At 71.7% G+C, this 18,220-nt stretch carries 16 protein-coding genes; 9 read left to right on the top strand and 7 right to left on the bottom strand.

Going from position 1 to position 18,220, the window contains the following annotated elements:
- Positions 1–118: 118 nt before the first annotated feature.
- On the bottom strand, positions 119–667 hold the full coding sequence (locus OG406_RS07290; RefSeq protein WP_164371277.1) for a sigma-70 family RNA polymerase sigma factor: 549 nt from the start codon (positions 665–667) through the stop codon (positions 119–121).
- A gap of 280 nt (positions 668–947) precedes the next feature.
- On the opposite strand from OG406_RS07290, the gene OG406_RS07285 reads away from it, so the two are divergent.
- The gene (locus tag OG406_RS07285; protein WP_329184801.1) at positions 948–2,102 is read left to right on the top strand and encodes a CapA family protein; all 1,155 of its coding nucleotides are present in this window, start codon (positions 948–950) and stop codon (positions 2,100–2,102) included.
- A gap of 40 nt (positions 2,103–2,142) precedes the next feature.
- Here the strand turns inward: OG406_RS07285 and OG406_RS07280 are convergent, their stop codons facing one another.
- Entirely contained in the window at positions 2,143–2,607 is a 465-nt protein-coding gene (locus tag OG406_RS07280; protein ID WP_081220551.1) for a universal stress protein, read from the bottom strand.
- A gap of 101 nt (positions 2,608–2,708) precedes the next feature.
- On the opposite strand from OG406_RS07280, the gene lysX reads away from it, so the two are divergent.
- Entirely contained in the window at positions 2,709–5,987 is a 3,279-nt protein-coding gene (gene lysX / locus OG406_RS07275) for a bifunctional lysylphosphatidylglycerol synthetase/lysine--tRNA ligase LysX (protein ID WP_164371275.1), read from the top strand.
- An 81-nt stretch (positions 5,988–6,068) separates the two neighbouring features.
- Complete coding sequence (locus OG406_RS07270; RefSeq protein WP_164371274.1) at positions 6,069–6,911, top strand: polysaccharide deacetylase family protein; 843 nt, start codon at positions 6,069–6,071, stop codon at positions 6,909–6,911.
- A gap of 78 nt (positions 6,912–6,989) precedes the next feature.
- Here the strand turns inward: OG406_RS07270 and OG406_RS07265 are convergent, their stop codons facing one another.
- Positions 6,990–7,652 carry a class F sortase gene (locus tag OG406_RS07265; RefSeq protein ID WP_164371273.1) on the bottom strand — a complete coding sequence of 221 codons (663 nt, stop codon included), beginning with the start codon at positions 7,650–7,652 and terminating at the stop codon, positions 6,990–6,992.
- A gap of 332 nt (positions 7,653–7,984) precedes the next feature.
- Between OG406_RS07265 and OG406_RS07260 the strand changes: the two genes are divergently transcribed.
- Entirely contained in the window at positions 7,985–8,476 is a 492-nt protein-coding gene (locus OG406_RS07260; protein ID WP_081220555.1) for a hypothetical protein, read from the top strand.
- Between the two features lie 149 nt (positions 8,477–8,625).
- Here OG406_RS07260 and OG406_RS07255 read toward each other — a convergent pair whose 3' ends face one another.
- From OG406_RS07255 to OG406_RS07245, 3 genes are all read right to left on the bottom strand, one after another.
- Entirely contained in the window at positions 8,626–9,156 is a 531-nt protein-coding gene (locus tag OG406_RS07255) for a hypothetical protein (RefSeq protein ID WP_164371272.1), read from the bottom strand.
- A 226-nt stretch (positions 9,157–9,382) separates the two neighbouring features.
- Positions 9,383–10,147 (bottom strand): bestrophin-like domain, encoded by a 765-nt coding sequence (locus tag OG406_RS07250; protein WP_326841852.1) that lies wholly within the window; start codon positions 10,145–10,147, stop codon positions 9,383–9,385.
- 15 nt (positions 10,148–10,162) lie between these two features.
- A complete protein-coding gene (locus OG406_RS07245; protein ID WP_239155099.1) occupies positions 10,163–10,384 on the bottom strand; it encodes a hypothetical protein in 222 nt (73 codons plus the stop codon).
- Positions 10,385–11,065: 681 nt separating this feature from the next.
- Between OG406_RS07245 and OG406_RS07240 the strand changes: the two genes are divergently transcribed.
- From OG406_RS07240 to OG406_RS07225, 4 genes are all read left to right on the top strand, one after another.
- Positions 11,066–12,001, top strand: coding sequence for an SCO0930 family lipoprotein (locus OG406_RS07240; protein ID WP_081220559.1), 936 nt, complete (start codon positions 11,066–11,068; stop codon positions 11,999–12,001).
- Positions 12,002–12,473: 472 nt separating this feature from the next.
- Entirely contained in the window at positions 12,474–13,286 is an 813-nt protein-coding gene (locus OG406_RS07235; RefSeq protein WP_266851046.1) for an SAM-dependent methyltransferase, read from the top strand.
- Positions 13,283–15,418 carry a putative bifunctional diguanylate cyclase/phosphodiesterase gene (locus OG406_RS07230; RefSeq protein ID WP_266851044.1) on the top strand — a complete coding sequence of 712 codons (2,136 nt, stop codon included), beginning with the start codon at positions 13,283–13,285 and terminating at the stop codon, positions 15,416–15,418. Before OG406_RS07235 ends, OG406_RS07230 begins: the two co-directional genes overlap by 4 nt.
- A 98-nt stretch (positions 15,419–15,516) precedes the next feature.
- Positions 15,517–16,296 carry an SDR family NAD(P)-dependent oxidoreductase gene (locus tag OG406_RS07225; protein WP_326841851.1) on the top strand — a complete coding sequence of 260 codons (780 nt, stop codon included), beginning with the start codon at positions 15,517–15,519 and terminating at the stop codon, positions 16,294–16,296.
- Between the two features lie 241 nt (positions 16,297–16,537).
- Here the strand turns inward: OG406_RS07225 and OG406_RS07220 are convergent, their stop codons facing one another.
- The gene (locus OG406_RS07220) at positions 16,538–17,428 is read right to left on the bottom strand and encodes a LysR family transcriptional regulator (protein ID WP_164371498.1); all 891 of its coding nucleotides are present in this window, start codon (positions 17,426–17,428) and stop codon (positions 16,538–16,540) included.
- A gap of 120 nt (positions 17,429–17,548) precedes the next feature.
- Between OG406_RS07220 and OG406_RS07215 the strand changes: the two genes are divergently transcribed.
- A complete protein-coding gene (locus OG406_RS07215) occupies positions 17,549–18,220 on the top strand; it encodes a succinate dehydrogenase (protein ID WP_329190686.1) in 672 nt (223 codons plus the stop codon).

Here is an 18,220-nt window from a genome sequence, read left to right as displayed (position 1 = left end):
CGGTGCGTGCGCGTCGCCCGATCCCGGGCCCCGGTCCGGAACACGGATGAGGCAAGCTGAGTGCTCAACCATGGTCGTCGGCAAGGCGCTTTGCGGAGGCTTGACCAAGCCTTCGGTTTCACCGCAGGTCGGCTGCATATCCTGGGAGTACCCGGCGCAGGGCGCGCAGCGCGTAGTACGCGCGGGACTTCACGGTACCGGGCGGAATGCCCAGGGCCTCCGCGGCCTCCGCCACACTCGCCCCCTGGAAGTACACGAGCACCAGGACTTCACGGTGCTCGGGAGTGAGTGTCTTCACAGCCTCCCGCACATCGAGCGTCGCCGCCGACCGTTCGGCGTGATCCGCGCAGATGCGCGCGTGGTCGAGTACGGCGTCCCCGACCTCCGGCGGGCGGGCCTGCCGGGCCCGCCGCGCGTCGATGGCGAGCCGCCGTCCCACGGTGAGCAGCCAGGGGCGGACGGAGTCGAAGGCGTCCGCCCGGAGCGCCTCGGGGTGCTGCCAGGCGCGGACGAGCGTCTCCTGCACCAGGTCCTCGGCCCGCTGCCGGTCGCCGTCCGACAGGCGGAGCAGCAGGGCGAAGAGGGGCCGGCCGTGCTCGCGCTGCAGCGCGGCCAGCTCGTGCTCGGCGGTCGTCCCGCTCGTGATGGTGGTGGTTCCGGCCGTCATGGCGTGTATGGCAGCGCGATGCGCTCCGCGCGGACAGGCCGCTGACACGCCCGTGCGGTGGGCGGTCGATGCCGTCGGTGAACGGTGCGCCGAACGGTCCCGCCGAGCTGGAGGCCAGGATTCCGCCGGTCCCGCACGGCCGTTCGGCGCCGGTCACTCCAACGGGCGGGCGCGCGGGCGCCGAACGGGCGAGCCGCGGTGGTGCCTCCTTGACCGCCGGCCGTCCGTATACCTGGAATCGCCTCAATTAGTAATCAAATACGACCAGATGGGGCCGGGCATGATCACACGCGCGCGACAGATCAATCTGGCCATCGCGGCCGTCCTCATCGCCACGGCCGCGGCCTGCCAGGCGCAGGACTCGCCCGGACACCGCCGGGACGGACAGGCCGCCCCCGGTGCCACCCGTCCCTTCACCCTGGTCGCCTCGGGGGACGTCCTGCCGCACAGCTCGATCATCGACCGCGCGGCTTCGGACGCCGGAGGCGACGGATACGACTTCCGGCCGATGCTCGCGGGTGTCCGGCCGATCGTGTCCGGTGCCGATCTGGCGATCTGTCACATGGAGACCGTCTACGGCGCCGACGGCGACTACTCGGGGTACCCCACCTTCAAGTCCCCGCCCCAGGTGGCCGAAGGCCTCGCCGCGACGGGCTACGACGCCTGTTCCACCGCCTCGAACCACAGCCTCGACGACGGCGCCGCGGGCATCGGCCGCACCCTGGACGCGCTCGACCGCGCGGGCGTGCGGCACGCCGGGTCCGCGCGCACGGCTCGGGAGGCGAGCGGAGCCACCGTGCTGCGGGCGGGCGGCGCCCGGGTCGCCCAGCTCGCCTACACCTACGACACGAACGGGATCCCGCTCCCGCAGGGGCAGCCCTGGGCGGTCCGGACGATCGACCCGGACCGGATCGTCGCGGACGCCCGCGCCGCCCGGAAGGCCGGCGCCGACGTGGTCGTCGTCTCCCTGCACTGGGGGACCGAGTGGCAGGACGAACCCGACGAACAGCAACTGGACCTGAGCCGCCGGCTGACCGCGTCCGCCACCGCCGGGCGGGCGGACATCGACCTGATCCTCGGCACCCACGCGCACGTCCCGCAGGCCTACGAGAAGGTCAACGGCACCTGGGTCGTCTACGGCATGGGCGACCAGATCGCGGGCGAGATGTACAACGGCGACGGCGTCCAGGACCCGCGCGGCAACCAGAGCACCATCGGACGGTTCACCTTCGCGCCCCCGGCGCGGGCGGGCGAACGCTGGAGGGTCACGAAGGCCGAGTTCATCCCGCAGGGCTTCGACCTCGACGCCGGCCGGGTCCTCGACCTCAACGCCGCGCTGGACCAGGGGGCCGCGGTCGGCGCCGTCCGTGACCGTGTCCGCGACGTCGTCCTGAGCCGGGGCGCGGGCGAGGACGGCCTGGTGATGGGGAAGTAGGGGACGTCGGGGACGTCCGGCGGGGATCCGCGGAGGCGGGCTACGGGACGACGGTGACGGGCCAGCGGCCCGCCTTCACCAGCCGGATCGCCACCGACCCCACGATCCGGTGGCCGGCCTGCTCGGAGGCGCCCACCACCACCGCGTCCGCCTTCAGCTCGTCGGCCGCGGTGACCAGGCCGTTGTACGGGTCGCCGCGGAAGGTGTGGAACTCCCAGCGCACATCGAATATGTCCTTCACCCGCTCGGCCGCGTCGCGGATGTACCGGATCAGATCCTCGGCGATCTCGTCGGTCGTCTCCGCCACCGGCACCCCGAGCGCGGCCCCCGCCGCCATCACCGGCTGGATGTAGACCACCGCGAGCAGCGCCCGCTGCCGCCGTGCCAGACCCCCCGCGTACGCCGCAGCGCGCAGTGAGGACTCGGAGCCGTCCACTCCGACCACGATGACCTTGGGACCGTCCGTCCCGCGCTCGAACCCCTGTGCGTGCTGCTCATCCGTCACGGCTGTGAGGTTAGCGGAACCCGCAGGTCCCACGGCCGCGGGGGAGCCCGGAGAAATCGCTCGACGGGCGGGGCGGCCTCCCCCTTCCTACAGTCGGAAGCATGAGTTCCACCGTGGAGGCCCGCCCGCCCAAGGACAGAGCCGCTCCGGCACGGCCGTCCCCGCGCGGATTCCTCAGCAAGGTGCCCGAGGGTTTCGCGACCTTCTTCGGCATCATCGGACTGCTCTGCGCCGTACTGGCCTTCATCGCCCCGCTGCGCCGGGTGCTGCGCCCGGTCACGCGCTTCCTCGACCTGCTGATCATCCCGGTCAGCGCCAACCTCGCCTACGCCGTCTTCCTCTTCCTGCTCGCCGCCGCCACGGCCGCCCGCAAGAAGATCGCCTGGTGGCTGGTGGTCGTCTACCTCGGTCTGCTGGTCCTCACCGACATCCTCGGCGTCGCCGTCGGCCTGTACGCGCAGTCCGTGCCCTCCCTGGTCGTCTGCGGGCTCCTGCTGGCCCTGCTGATCGTGGCCCGCCGCGAGTTCTACGCCGACTCGCGGCGCGGCGCCGTACGGCGGGCCCTGCTCGTCCTGATCGCCGGACTCGTCGTCGCGATCCTGGTCGGCTGGGGCCTGGTGGAGCTGTTCCCGGGGACCCTGCCGCACAGCCAGCGACTCCTGTGGGCCGCCAACCGGGTCTGCGGCGGACTGGTGTCCGGCGGATCCTTCGACGGCCGGCCACCACGCTGGCTGTTCTTCGTCCTCGGACTGTTCGGCGCCCTCGCCCTGCTGAACGCCGCCGCCACGCTGTTCCGTTCCCAGCGCATGGTGGCGGCCCTGCACGGGGACGAGGAGGCCCGCATCCGTGCCCTCCTCCAGGCCTACGGCGCCGACGACTCCCTCGGCTACTTCGCCACCCGCCGCGACAAGGCCGTCGTCTTCTCGCCCAGCGGCAAGGCGGCCGTCACCTACCGCGTCGAGGCCGGAGTCTGCCTCGCCAGCGGCGACCCCGTCGGCGACCGGGAGGCCTGGCCGCACGCGATCGACGCCTGGCTCGACGCGGCCCGCCGCTACGCCTGGGCGCCCGCCGCGATGGGCGCCTCCGAGGACGGGGCCAAGGCCTACGCGCGTGCCGGGCTCGGCGCCCTCCAGCTCGGCGACGAGGCGATCCTGCACGTCGCCCGCTTCGACCTCGGCGGCCGCGACATGCGCGTCACCCGACAGGCCGTCAACCGCGTCAAGCGCTCCGGCGCCACCTGCCGGGTGCGCCGCCACTCCACCCTCACCGAGACGGAGATGGAGGAGATCGTCCGCCGGGCCGACGCCTGGCGCGACACCGAGACCGAGCGCGGCTTCTCGATGGCCCTCGACCGGCTCGGCGACCCCGAGGACGGCGACTGCCTGCTCGCCGAGGCGATGGACTCCGACGGCAAGCTCCTCGCCCTGCTCTCCTTCGTGCCCTGGGGCCGCGACGGCATCTCCCTCGACCTGATGCGCCGCGACCGCAGCGCGCCCAACGGCGTCACCGAGTTCATGGTCGCGGAGGTGTGCGCCGCGGCCGGGAAGTTCGGCGTACGGCGTATCTCCCTCAACTTCGCGGTGTTCCGCTCCGTCTTCGAGGAGGGCGCCCGCATCGGCGCGGGCCCCGTGCTGCGGCTCTGGCGCCGGCTGCTGCTGTTCTTCTCCCGGTGGTGGCAGCTGGAGGCGCTGTACCGCTCCAACGCCAAGTACCACCCCGAGTGGTACCCGCGCTTCATCTGTTACGGCGAGACCGGCTCCCTCGCCCGCATCGGCATGGCGTCCGCCATCGCCGAGGGGTTCGTCTCCGTCCCCTCGATGCGCTCGCTGTGGGGCAGGGGGCACTCCCGAGGCGGACCCCAGCCCGCCACCACGGCCGGACTGCCCTCGTTGTCCGCCCTCGGCCTCGCCACCGGCGACGGGAGCGCGGCCGAGGACGCCACCGCGGACCTCCCCGACCAGGTCCGGGTGCGGCACCGCAAGCTCGACCGGCTGCGCGCCGACGGCACCGACCCCTACCCGGTCGGCATCCCGCCGCGCACCCATCTGCTGTCCGAGGTCCGCGGCGGCGAGGACGTCACCGTCGCCGGGCGCGTGATGCTCGTCCGCGACTTCGGCGGCATCCTCTTCGCCGTGCTGCGCGACTGGTCCGGCGACCTCCAGCTCGCCCTCACCCGCCAGGAGTCCGGAGCGGCGCTCGACCGCTTCCGCCAGGTCGTCGACATCGGCGACCACATCACCGCCGACGGCCTCGCGGGCGCCAGCGACCGGGGCGAACCGACCGTCTTCGTCAGCGCCTGGCAGCTCACCGCCAAGTGCCTGCGCCCGCTGCCCGACAAACGCAAGGGCCTCGCCGACCCCGAGGCCAAGGTGCGCCGCCGCTATCTCGACCTGGTGTCCAGCCCCGGCGCCCGCGACGTCGTACGGGCCCGCTCCACGGCCGTCCAGGCGCTGCGCCAGGGCCTGCTGGAGCGCGGCTACCTGGAGGTCGAGACCCCGATGCTCCAGCAGATCCACGGAGGCGCGAACGCCCGGCCGTTCACCACCCACATCAACGCCTACGACCTGAACCTCTATCTGCGCATCGCACCCGAGCTGTACCTCAAACGGCTCTGCGTCGGCGGACTGGAGAAGGTCTTCGAGATGGGCCGCACCTTCCGCAACGAGGGTGTCTCCTACAAGCACAACCCCGAGTTCACGATGCTGGAGGCCTACCAGGCCTTCGCCGACTACGACGTGATGCTCGACCTCGCCCGCGAGCTGATCCAGGGCGCCGCCACCGCCGCCTTCGGCTCACCGATCGCCCGCAAGGGCGGTACGGAGTACGACATCTCCGGGGAGTGGCCCGTCAAGACGGTCTACGGCGCGATCTCCGAGGCCCTCGGGGACGAGATCGACGCCGACACCTCCGTCGAGGCGCTCCAGCGGCTCTGCGACCGCGCGGGCGTGCCGTACGTGGACGACGACGGGCGCGGCGACATCGTCCTGGAGATGTACGAACGCCTGGTCGAGGAGAAGACGCAGCTGCCCACCTTCTACAAGGACTTCCCGACCGACGTCTCCCCGCTCACCCGGCAGCACCGCACCGACCCGCGCCTCGCCGAACGCTGGGACCTCGTCGCCTTCGGCACGGAACTGGGCACCGCCTACTCCGAGTTGACCGACCCGGTCGAGCAGCGCCGGCGGCTCACCGCCCAGTCGCTGCTGGCGGCCGGGGGAGACCCCGAGGCGATGGAGCTCGACGAGGACTTCCTCGACGCGCTCGAGTACGCCATGCCGCCCACCGGCGGACTCGGGATCGGCGTCGACCGGCTCGTCATGTTCCTGACCGGGCTGACGATCCGCGAGACCCTGCCGTTCCCGCTGGTGCGCCGCCGCTGAAATGGTCCAGGCGGGTGCTTTCGGAACCCTCCCCCGGTGTTGCTCAGTCGGGCGGGCCCTCCGCCGGGTGACTGATTGGTCATGAAAAAGGATCAGCTGATCACCCGACGTAAGGCGCTGGTCGCCGGCGCCGCCGTCCTGGGGGCTGCCGGAGTCGCGGGCACCGCCCACGTCCTGACCGCCGACCCGGCCGCGCAACCGGTGCGGGTCCCGCCCCGCTCCGGCCCGCAGGCCGCCCGCGCCGTCAAACCGTCCGCGTACCGCCTCCAGCCGATCACCGGCTACGGCCCGCCGCTCGGTGCCCCCGGCCGGACCGTCGTCCGGCACGAGCCCTTCCTGCGCATGTCCGGGCGCGGCCGCACCATGGTGCTGACCTTCGACGACGGCCCCGACCCGCTCTACACCCCCGACGTCCTGCGCATCCTGCGCGAGTACGACGTGCGCGCGACGTTCTTCGTGTGCGGCGAGATGGCCAACGACAACAAGGACCTGCTCGGAAAGATGGCCGACGACGGTCACATCGTCGGCAACCACACCTGGACGCACCCGCTGCTGACCTCGCTCTCCCGCTCCAGGATCCGCTCCGAGATCGAGCGCACCAGCAAGGTCATCAAGAACGCCTACGGCGAGTCCCCGGCCTGGTTCCGCGCGCCCTACGGGGCGTGGAACAGGGCGACGTTCCAGATCCAGGCCGACCTCGGCATGGAGCCGCTGGCCTGGACGATCGACACGAACGACTGGGCGACGCCGGGCGTCCGCTCGATCGTCGGAACCGTGGAGAAGGAGGCCGCCCCCGGCGTCGTCGTCCTCTCGCACGACGCGGGCGGCAACCGCTCCCAGAGCGTGCAGGCGCTGCGCGAGTACCTGCCGCATCTGCTGGATTCCGGCTACCACCTCACGGTGCCGCGCAGGAACGGCGTCTAGGCGGAAAAGGAGAAGCCGGCCGGCGGGAGGAGAAACACCTCCCGCAGGCCGGCTCTCGCACACCGCGCCGTACAGCGCTCAGCGCGTTTCGACCATCTTCGCGAACACGACCACGTTCCCGTCGTATCCGTGCTGCTTCGAGAAACCGCCGCCGCACGTGATCACGCGCAATTCCGGAGTTCCCTTGCTGTTGTACACGCGGTCACCGGGGAAATCCTCTTTCGAGAACACCTCGATGCCGTAGATCTCGAACACGGCCGTCTTTCCGTCCTTGCGCAGGACCTCGACCTTGTTCCCCTTCTTGAGCGCCCCGAGCCCGTAGAAGACGGCGGGACCCTGCATGTTGTCGACATGGCCGACGATCACGGAGGTGCCCTTCTCGCCGGGAGCGACCGCGCCGGTGAACCAGCCGGCGAGATTCGGGTCCTCGGGCGGCGGCGCCGCGACCCAGCCGTCGGCGTCCAGACCCACCGGCATCACCGGGGTGTCGACCCTGATGGCCGGGATCCGTACCCGGTCGACGACGGAGTACGGCAACGGGTCCGGCGTCTTGGCGAAGGTGCCACCGGAGGTGCGGCTGTCGGCGGCGGCCGCGGACGCGGGCTGCGGCGGACCCACGTCGAACTCACCGGAACCATTCCGAATGAGGGCGAGGCCGGTCAGCAGAACAAGCGCTATCACGCCCCAAGGGGCGCGCTTCCTCTGCCGCTCCTCCTCTTCGGCCAGCTCGGACGCAGACATTCGCCATCCCCTCTCGACGTGGCCGTCGCCGCGTCAGTCGCGCATATGAGCACGCTAATCGCAGCGGAGCCGCCGGGCGACGGGGCGCGGGCGAACGGGTGGCGGCGCGGCTGTCTCCTGCGCCATCCGAGTTGCCATGACCAGGAATTTTCTGACGGTCCGTGACCTGCGGCAATATCCGATTGTGTGGAATTCTCTCGGCGTGTCCTCTCACCAGGACGGACCATTCTCGAAATGCGGGCGTGTGCACGGCATCTGAGGGTCTGTCTGGGAGGCGCTTTCTCGCCGATCCACCGGGGACGGTTCCCGGGGGCGTCTCCGCGGAGGATCACATGCGTACTACTCGTGCCCTGGCGGTGTCTGCCGCCGCGGTCGCCGCCGTGGGGCTCGCCGCCCCGATGGCCGCGGCGTGGAACAGTCCGAGCAACATCGTCGCCATGCCCAGCGTCATCGCCCGCGGCGGTCAGCTGACGGTGACGGTCGACGGGTGCTCGCGAGGGGGCACCATGACCTCGCCGGCGTTCCGTCAGGCGCGGCTCAGGCCGCTCGTCGGCGCCCACAACGAGACGTCCAGCGGAACGGCCACCATCAACCAGGACGCCCGCCCCGGCTCGTACGACATCACCGTCAACTGCGAGGGGACGGGCCCGCTCACCCGCCCGGCGGCCTTCACCGTCATCGGCGGCACCCGCGGTGGTCTCGGTGGCAGCAGCTCCACGGGCGCCACGCCGACCGACATGGCGATCGGCGGTGGCCTGGTGGCCGCGGCGGTCGTCGGCGGCGGGGTGTTCTGGATGCGCCGCCGGTCCGAGAAGCACATCTGACCGCTCGGTCGCTTTCCAGCACAGGGACGGCCGGCGCACCCCCTCGGGGGCCGGCGGTCCGCCCCGGAGACAGCGCGCACGTGACAGCGCTCCACCCCGGACCCTCCCGACGGGTCCGGGGTGGAGCGCTGTGCCGTTCGGGCCCCGGGTCAGGACTCGTCGGACGCCGAGCGGCGCCGCACCATGTACCAGGCCGCGCCCACGGAACCGGTGATGAGAGCCGCGCCCATGCCGATCTCCTTGAGGTCGAAGCCGCCGACGCTGCCGCCGACACCCGCCCGCACCCCGCGCTGCAGGGGGACGGGGGTGGGGCTGCTGGAACGGCCGCTCGCGATGGTGAGACCGGTGCTGCCGCTCGCCCCGCCGCAGGAGAACGTCACGTCGTACACCGCACCGGGCCGGGCGTCCCAGTCGACCATGGCGGTGGCCGAGGACTGGCCCGGCGGGATCGTGACGGTGTCGAAGACACCGGAGGTGACCGTCGCGTTCCCGCGGCAGCCGCCGTCCCGCTTCAGCAGCAGCGACACCTGACCGCCGGCGGCGATGGTGGACGGCTGCACGCTGAAGGCGAACGGAGTGATGTTGTGGTCGTCCCGGTCGCCGGCGAAGGCGGCGGGCGCGGTGAAGGTCAGGGCGGTCACGCCCAGCAGTGCGGCCGAAGCGACGCGTATCGCGCGCATGGTGAGCCTCCAGGTCCCCGAGGAGCCTTGCTGCGGACCTTTTCCGCATTGCGTCAGAAATGCACCTCGATGATCGGAACGCTAGGAAAGGGTGCGTCCGTCCGCGATCCCTGTAGTGCGAACGGGTCACGTCTGTGGGCCGCACGGGGGACACGGTGCGTACGGCCGGGGGACGGACACGGCGTGTCGTCCGTCCCCCGGTGTGTGGTTCTGTCCGGCTGCCGCGTCAGCCGGGAAGGTGCGGGAACAGCGCCGTGAAGGGTTCCACGGACGCCGCGATCCCCCGGCTGTAGGGCGCGTCGAAGTCCCAGATGAGGAACAGCAGGAACGCGATCAGCGCGGAGAACAGCCCGGCGAGGATCAGCTCGCGGGGGGTTCGCCTGATCTGCAGCGCGAAGATCATGCCGACGGTGACCACGGCACCGATGATCAGCCCGAACCACACCACCCCGGGCATGGTCGCCCCGGTGGAGTCGGCCCGGGCGCTGCGTGCGGCGTCGGCCGCCGTCACCTGGTCCACGAGCGGCTGGTACGCCTGGGCCTCGAAGTCCGACTTCGGTTCGTAGTCGGTGACGTCGTGCCGGATCTGTTCGAGCAGCCGGCCGCCCTCGGCGGTCACCCGGCCGTGGTCCGTCATGGACTTCCACTCCTTGGTGACCACGTAGTCGACATAGGCGTCGACGTCACCGCGGATGCGGTCGCGCACGTCGGGCGGGTAGACCCGGACCCGCTCGGAGATCTCGTGCAGCGCCTGGGCCTCCGCCTGCACATGGTCCTGGGCGGCCCCGCGGGCCTCCCACACGCCGGCGATCGCCAGGCCCAGGACGATGGCGTACACCACGCCGATCATCATCGTCATGTACTCGATGACGTCCGGGGTCTCGCTGGGGTCCTCGTCCTCGCGCGCCCGGCGGTGCCGGACGAGCGTCACGATGAGGACCACGATGCACGCGGCCGCCATCGCGAGGGCGAGAACAAGCCAATCCGACAAGGTTTGCCTCCAGGGTCAGCGCGGGCGCAGCGCCGCGACGGCGAGCACCGCGGGCGCGGTGATGAGCAGGGTGAACGAGACCAGCGACGGGCCGCTGCGGGGCTGGTGCTTGTGCGGCGCGGGGCGGTACGCCGGATAGCTGACGGGTGCGGGCGCGGGTGTGGGGCGCGCGCTCGGCGTCGGCTCGGGTTTCGGCGTGGGTCTCGGCGGCGGCACCGGGGCCGGCCGGGGCGGCACGGGCTTCGGTTTCGGCGCGGGGGGCGGTGGAGGCGGCGGGGGTGGCGGCGGCTTCGGTTTCGGCGCCGGCGCGTGGGTGGGCGGAGGGGGTGTCGGCTTGGGCGTCGGCTTCGGCTTGGGCGGGGGAGGCGGCTTCGGCGGTGGGGGCGGTGTCGGGGTGGGCGTGGGGGTCGGGGGACACGGCGGCGGTGGGGTCGGGCACCAGGTGGTGTTCCCGACGACCGCGACCGCTCCGTCGCCCGCCACGGCCACCGCGGTCACGCCGTCTCCGCCCGGGCCGGTCGAGGCGTACGCGCACGCGTCCGCCGACGCCGTTCCGCTCGGCGCGCCGACGAGCAGCCAGCTGAGCGCCGTCACCGCCAAGACGCGTATGACGAGGGCGGATCGGGTTCGTTGGGGTCCTTGCACGACCAAGATCATGGGGTGCGCGCGACGGGGCCACGCCGGAGTGCGGGTGAATGCCCCCGAAGGAAGGACGTCCGGCATGCCATGGTTTGACGCTCCGTACGGTAAGCGCGGCCCGTGATCGCACGTACGCGCGAAGAAAGCGTCATCCGGGTCACAGGCTTCCGAAAGAAAGTTCCGGCCCCCTTGAACACTCCCGCCCCTTCCGCCCGTACCTAGGGCCATGCGCGGCGCAGCAGGGCGCTGCACCACTTATGCGAACAGCGGGAGTTACCCATGAAGACCTCCTGGCGGAGCGCCTCACTCGTAGCGGCAGCTGCGGCCGTGCTGGCGCTCACGACGGCGTGCGGTCAGGAACAGGGCACCCCTACGGGCAGCCAGAACGTCGGGGCGACCGCCGCCGCTGGTGGCTACGGAACGAGCACCACGGCGGGCAACGGCTACGGCGCCGACTCCAAGGACCAGGCCGCCGCCAAGGCGGAGCCCGCGGGTCAGCTCGCCGTCACGGAGAGCACGAAGCTGGGCAAGGTGCTGACGGACGGCGCCGGAATGACGCTCTACCGCTTCGACAAGGACACCGCGGAGCCCCCGAAGTCCAGCTGTGACGGCGCCTGCGCGACCGCGTGGCCGCCGGTTCCCGCCGACGGCGCCGAGGCCGCCGCCGGCGTCGACAAGTCGCTGCTCGGCGAGGTGACGCGCGCCGACGGTACGAAGCAGCTGACGGTCGCCGGTTGGCCGATGTACCGCTTCGCCAAGGACACCAAGGCCGGGGACACCAACGGCCAAGGCGTGGGCGGCACTTGGTACGCCTCCGCGCCCAACGGCAAGAAGGCGACGCTCGCCGACCTGCCCGGCCTGTCGGTCCGCAAGGACGCGAAGCTCGGTGACGTCGTCGTCGACAAGAACGGGATGACCGTCTACCGCTTCATGAAGGACCAGGCCTGGCCCGTCTCGAAGTCGGCGTGCACGGGCGCCTGCCTGGAGAAGTGGCCGGCCGTGGCGCCGGTCGCCTCGAAGGACACCAAGGGTGTCCAGAAGAAGGGCCTGATGGGCTTCACCCGTCCGGACGGCGTGAAGCAGATGACCGTCAACTGCTGGCCGATCTACACCTTCTCCGGTGACACCGCTCCCGGTGACACCAACGGCCAGGGCGTGGGCGGCACGTGGTACGCCGTCGCCCCCGACGGCAAGCCGGTCGGCGCGGCGAAGTAACGGATCGTCCCCCGAGGGCGGGTCACCCCGCCCCGAAACGCCGCGCGACCCCGGGTCCGCCCCCTCCGCACCGCAGGGAGGGGGCGGACCCTTGCCGTGGCCGCGTCGCCACGCGGCGGGGAACGGCCGGACGGTGAACTGGCTTACGGTGAGCGCGAGTCGGTGTGCCGCCGCCGAACGTGAAAGGTCCGGCCGGCGGTCCGGATGTGAAAGAGTGCGGCGGTTCCTTCGGCGGGCGTGGCCACGCTTCGTGATCCCCCGAAGTCATTTGGAACGCTTCGGAGGGATTTCGCAACGGCGGTGCGTGGTGTGTTCGAGTGACGTTCGCGGACGCCAATTCGGCACTTGCCCGAGGCAGTGACCGGGAACGGACGGTCAATTTCCGTTTTGGCTCGCCCCTTTGGCGGGCGATCAGTAGCCTCTGCTCGAACACCGGATCGCCTACGCCGTCGACTACGCCTTGGAGAGATAGATGGAGCGTCCCGCCTGGGCCCCCCGCAGCATTGACATCTCGGTGCCGAGCGTGTCCCGAATGTACGACTTCTACCTGGGCGGTTCGCACAACTTCGAGGTCGACAGGGAGGCGGCCCGCAAGGCGATGGAGTTCATGCCGGGCCTCCCCAAGGTCATGCAGGCCAACCGCGCGTTCATGCGCCGCGCCGTCCGGTTCGCCGCCGCCGAGGGCATCGACCAGTTCCTCGACATCGGCTCGGGCATCCCGACGTTCGGCAACGTCCACGAGGTCGCGCAGGCCGCCCGCCCCGGCGCGCACGTCGTCTACGTCGACCACGATCCCGTTGCCGTCGCACACAGCCAGGCCGTTCTCGAGGACATCGCGGACGCGGACGTCGTCGCCGCCGACCTCCTCAAGCCGCAGGAGATCCTCGCCAGCGCGCCCGTCCAGCAGTTGATCGACCTGAAGCGGCCTGTCGCGCTGCTCCTCGTTGCCATACTTCACTTCGTGGAGGACGCGGACGACCCGTACAGTGCGCTGGCCGAACTGCGTGACGCCCTCGCGCCGGGCAGCATGCTGGTCGTCACGCACGCGGCGTTCGAGGGGATTCCGCTCCCGCAGGAGCAGGCCGAGGGCGCGGTCGGCGTCTACAAGAACATCCGCAATCCGCTGATCATGCGCACGCGCGAGGAGATCGCGCGGTTCTTCGAGGGGTACGACATGGTGGAACCCGGCCTGGTGCCGATGCCGGACTGGCGGCCCGACACGGCACCCGAGGACGAGGACCCGTATTCCTTCTCCGGGTTCGGCGGCGTGGGACGCACGGCGTGACCGCCGAGCCGGACGGACCGGAGGACAGACTGCGCCGGTTCGCGACGATCTGGAGCCGCGCGGTCTTCCCGGTCACCTCCACGTCGCTGACCCGCCCCGAGTTCGAGGTGCAACTCCTGCCCCTCGCACGCCGGTTGAGCGATGCGCTGCTGGCCAGGACCTTCGAGGCGGAGGCCGGACAGACGGTCGGCGCCGCGCTCGTCGCCGCCCACTGCACCGACCCGGAGGCGCTCAGCCGGGCCCTCGACTGCGTCGACGCCTATCTGGTGCTCTACTGCGGCGAGGGCGGCCACCAGGAGACGCTGCGGAACCGGTCCGCGCGACTCCAGCACGCCATGGCCGCCGGCTACGCGCGAGCGCTGCGGGAGCGCACGCTCACCGAGCAGCAGGCCATCTCCCAGGCGGCGTTGACCGCCCGCAGCGCCGTGGCCGAGGCGCTGCACGACAGCGAGGCGCGCTTCCGCGCGGTGTTCGAGGGTGCGGCGATAGGGATCGGCATCGCCGACCTCGACGGCAACATGCTCCAGGCCAACGGCGCGCTGCTGCGCATGTTCGGCGGCTCCGAGCAGACGATGCGGGGACGCCGGGTCACCGAGTGGACGCACGCCGAGGACGCTCCCCAAGTCTGGCGCCTGTACGAGGAGTTGGTGCGCGGCGAGCGGGACCACTACCACGTCGAGAAGGCGTTCTACCGCCCCGACGGCACCGCCCTGTGGACCAACCTGACGGTTTCGCTGCTGCGGGACGCGGACGGCGAGCCGCAGTACCAGCTCGCGCTGATGGAGGACACCACCGAGCGGCGGCTGCTCAACCTGCGGCTGCGCTACGAGGCGACGCACGACGCGCTCACCGGGCTCCCCAACCGCACGCTGTTCTTCGAGCGGCTGGAGAAGGCACTGGCCGCGAGGGAGGGGCAGCGCTTCGGGCTCTGCTACCTCGACCTCGACGGCTTCAAGACCATCAACGACAGCCTCGGCCACGCGGCGGGCGACCGGCTGCTCGTCGAGGTCGCCGACCGCCTGCAGTCCTGTGCGACCGCCTCGGGCGAGATGGTCGCCCGGCTCGGCGGCGACGAGTTCGTGGCCCTGACGACGGGGCCGGACACCGAGCGCGAGGTCGAGGAGCTGGCCGGGCGCATCATGAACGCGCTCGTCACGCCGATCAGTATCGACGGCCGTGAGCTGACCGTGCGCGGCAGCATCGGCGTCGTGGAGGGCCCGGCCGGGGTGCGCGGCGCCGCCGACGTGCTGCGCAGTGCCGACATCACGATGTACCGGGCCAAGTCCGCGGGCGGCAACCGCTTCGAACTGGCCGATCCGGAGGCGGACGCCCGGGCGATCACCCGGCACGGGCTCACCACGGCGCTGCCGGCGGCCCTGGACCGGGGCGAGTTCTTCATCGAGTACCAGCCGCTGGTGCACCTCGGTGACGGCAGCGTGCGCGGCGCCGAGGCGCTGGTGCGCTGGTTGCATCCGCAGCACGGAGTGCTGAGCCCCGACCGCTTCATCCCGCTGGCCGAACACACCGGACTGATCGTGCCGCTCGGCCGCTGGGTCCTGGAGCAGTCGGTCCGCCAGGCCCGCACCTGGCAGCAGCGGCACCCCGGCGGCGGCCCGCTGCGGGTCAACGTGAACCTCTCGCCGTGCCAGTTGACCCATCCCGGCCTGGTCCAGGACACCGTCGACATCCTGGAGCGCGAGGGCCTGGACGCCCAGGCGCTCTGCCTGGAGGTCACCGAGTCCGCCCTGATCGGTGCCGACGACGATCTGCTGAAGCCGCTGCGCCGGCTCGCCGAGATGGGCGTCGACATCGCGCTGGACGACTTCGGCACGGGCTACTCGAACCTGGCCAACCTGCGGCGTCTGCCGGTCAGCATCCTGAAGCTGGACCGGTCCTTCACGCAGGGCATGCAGCAGTTCCCCGCCGACCCCGTCGACCTGAAGATCGTGGAAGGTATCGTGTCGCTGGCCCACAGCCTGGATCTCGCCGTCACGGTCGAGGGCGTGGAGACCGGTGCCCAGGCCGAGCAGCTGCGGATACTGGGCTGCGACACGGCCCAGGGCTGGTACTACGCCCGGCCGGGCCCGCCGGAGCGGCTGCACGATCTGGCGCTGGTCGACGCGACCGGCTGAAGGCCGGGGCGCGGCGTGGTCTCCTGGAACGGAGGCCGCGCCGCGTCGCCGTGTCGGGTGTCGGCAGGACGCGCGTCCCAGGGATGGAGCTGAGAGCCATGAGCACGGAACTTCAGGGCAGGACGGCGGTCGTCACCGGGGCCAGCAAGGGCATCGGGCTCGCCGTCGCCGAGGCGCTGGCCGGAGCGGGTGCGAAGGTGGTCGCGGGGTCGCGGGGCAGATCGCCCGGCCTGGACGCGCTGGCCAAGGAGGGTGACGTCACCTGGGTGGGCGTCGACCTCGCCGAGCCCGACGCGGCCGCGCGGCTCATCGACGCCGCGGGCGGGCGGATCGACGTCCTGGTCAACAACGTGGGCTCGGCCCCGGCGCGGACCGGCGGCTTCCTGTCGGTGACCGACGAGCAGTGGGCCCGTACGGTCGACCTGAACCTGCTGACCGCCGTACGGGTCACCCGTGCCGCCCTGCCGGTGATGCTCGCCGCGGGCCGGGGTTCCATCGTGACGGTCGGCTCGGTCAACGCGACCCTGCCCGACCCGCTGGTGATCGACTACAGCGCGGGCAAGGCCGCCCTGGTCGCGTTCTCCAAGGCCCTGTCGAAGGAGGTCGGTCCCCAGGGCATCCGGGTCAACACGGTCAGCCCGGGTCCGGTGGAGACCGAGCTGTGGCTGGGCGGCGGCGGAGTGGCCGCGACGGTGTCGGCCGCCGCGGGGCTCACCCCCGAGGAGGTGGTCTCCCAGGCGTCCGGCGCCACCGTGACAGGCCGCTTCTCCAAGCCGTCCGAGGTCGCGGACCTGGTGCTCTTCCTCGCCGGTGACCGCGCGGGGAACATCACCGGCAGCGACTTCCTGATCGACGGCGGGTTCATCCCGACCTGGTGACACCGGCCGCCGGCTCCGGTGACGCCGGGGCCGGACGGTGTCCCCAGGCCGTGAGGCGGTCGGGCGCGACGATCTCCTCGCGACCCCGACCGGGGGTCCCGGGGCGTGACGACCCTCCTCCACGGCTTCGTGCTCCAGCGCACCGCCTTCGGCCCCACCGACACCGCCGGCTTCGTCGGGGACGTCCGCGGATTCCTCGGCGGCCCGGGGCGCGCGCACCCCGTGGCGCAACCCGGAGCGGTCAGCGTTCCAGCAGCATCCGCTGGAGTTCGCGCGCCGCCCGGGGCGGCGCCACGTCGCTGCGGTGGGCCAGCGCGATCGTCCGGTGCAGCCCCGGCCTGGCCAGCGGCGTCACCCGCAGTCCCCGTCCGGACCCGGTGGCGACCATCCGCGGCACGACGGCCACGCCGAGGCCCGCCCGGACGAAACCCAGCACGGCGTCCATCTCGCCGCCCTCGACCGCGAAGTCCGGCTCGAAGCCCTCGGCGCGGCAGGCGGCGACCGTCAGGTCGCGCAGGTCGTAGCCGTGCCGGAACATCACCAGGCGCTCGCTCTCCAGATCGGCCACGCGCACCGTCCGGCGACCGTCCCCCCGCCCCGGCGCCGGGGCCTCCGGCGACGACACCACCACCAGGTCCTCCCGCAGCAGTTCGACCGTGGTCAGCGCGGGGGACGGCGTCGGGAGCGGCAGCACGACCAGAGCGAGATCCAGAGCGCCCCGCGCCAGATCCCGTACGAGGTCGTGCGAGCCGCTCTCCTCGATCAGCAGGCTGATGCCGGGATAGCGGTCGTGGAAGGCGCGCAGCACGTCCGGCAGGAGCCCCGTGCACAGGCTCGGCGTCGCACCGAGCCGCACCCGCCCGCCGCGCAGCTGGGCCAGCTCCTGCACCTCGTGCCGCGCCGTGTCCGCGTCCGCGAGGATCCGCCGGGCCAGCGGCAGCAGTGCCTCGCCCGCGTCGGTGAGCGTGATGTTGCCGCGCGCCCGCAGGAACAGGTCCGCGCCCAACTCCCGCTCCAGCGACTTGATCTGCTGCGACAGGGAAGGCTGCGCGACGTGCATCAGCTCGGCGGCCCGGGTGAAGTGCCGGGTCTCCGCGACGGCCACGAAGTACTGGAGCTGCTGGAACTGCATGCCCTCACGATAGCTCGTGCCTATGGAAACGAGCTGTTCCATGTCTTGGACTGATCGGTTCCGTGCGGCCTACCGTCTTGACCCATGGCTCTGGCAACGCGGACGGACCGACGGCCGTCCATGGCGCGCACCGTGTGGGACAGCTCCGTCGGCAAGAAGACCGTGATGGCCGTCAGCGGCCTGATCATGCTGCTCTACCTGGTCGCCCACATGATCGGGAACCTCAAGATCTACTTCGGCGCGGGCGAGTTCAACCACTACGCCCACTGGCTGCGCACGATCGGCGAACCGGTCATGCACTACGAGTGGACGCTCTGGCTCGTCCGCGTGGTGCTGGTCGTCGCCGTGGTCGCGCACGCGGTCTCCGCCTACCAGCTCAGCCGCCGTGACATCAGAGCCCGCCCCGACCGGTACGTCCACCGCAAGCCCCGGACGAGCTACGCCACCCGCACCATGCGCTGGGGCGGAATCATCCTCGGCCTCTTCATCGTCTGGCACCTGCTCGACCTGACGACCGGCACCGTGCACTCCGGCGGCTTCCAGGAGGGCCACCCGTACCAGAACGTCGTGGACACCTTCTCCACCTGGTACGGCGACATCGTCTACATCGTCGCCATGCTCGCGCTCGGCCTGCACATCCGGCACGGCTTCTGGAGCGCCGCACAGACCCTCGGCGCCGGCAGCCGCAGCCGCGACCGCGCCCTCAAAACCGTCGCCAACGTCCTCGCGCTGGTGCTCACGGCGGGATTCCTCTCCGTACCCGTCGGTGTCATGACCGGAGTGGTGAGCTGA

The sequence above is a fragment of the Streptomyces sp. NBC_01428 genome, assembly GCF_036231965.1.
Classification (GTDB): Bacteria; Actinomycetota; Actinomycetes; order Streptomycetales; family Streptomycetaceae; genus Streptomyces.
Note: the sequence above shows the minus strand (reverse complement) of the source record. Positions and strands in the feature narration are given on the sequence as shown.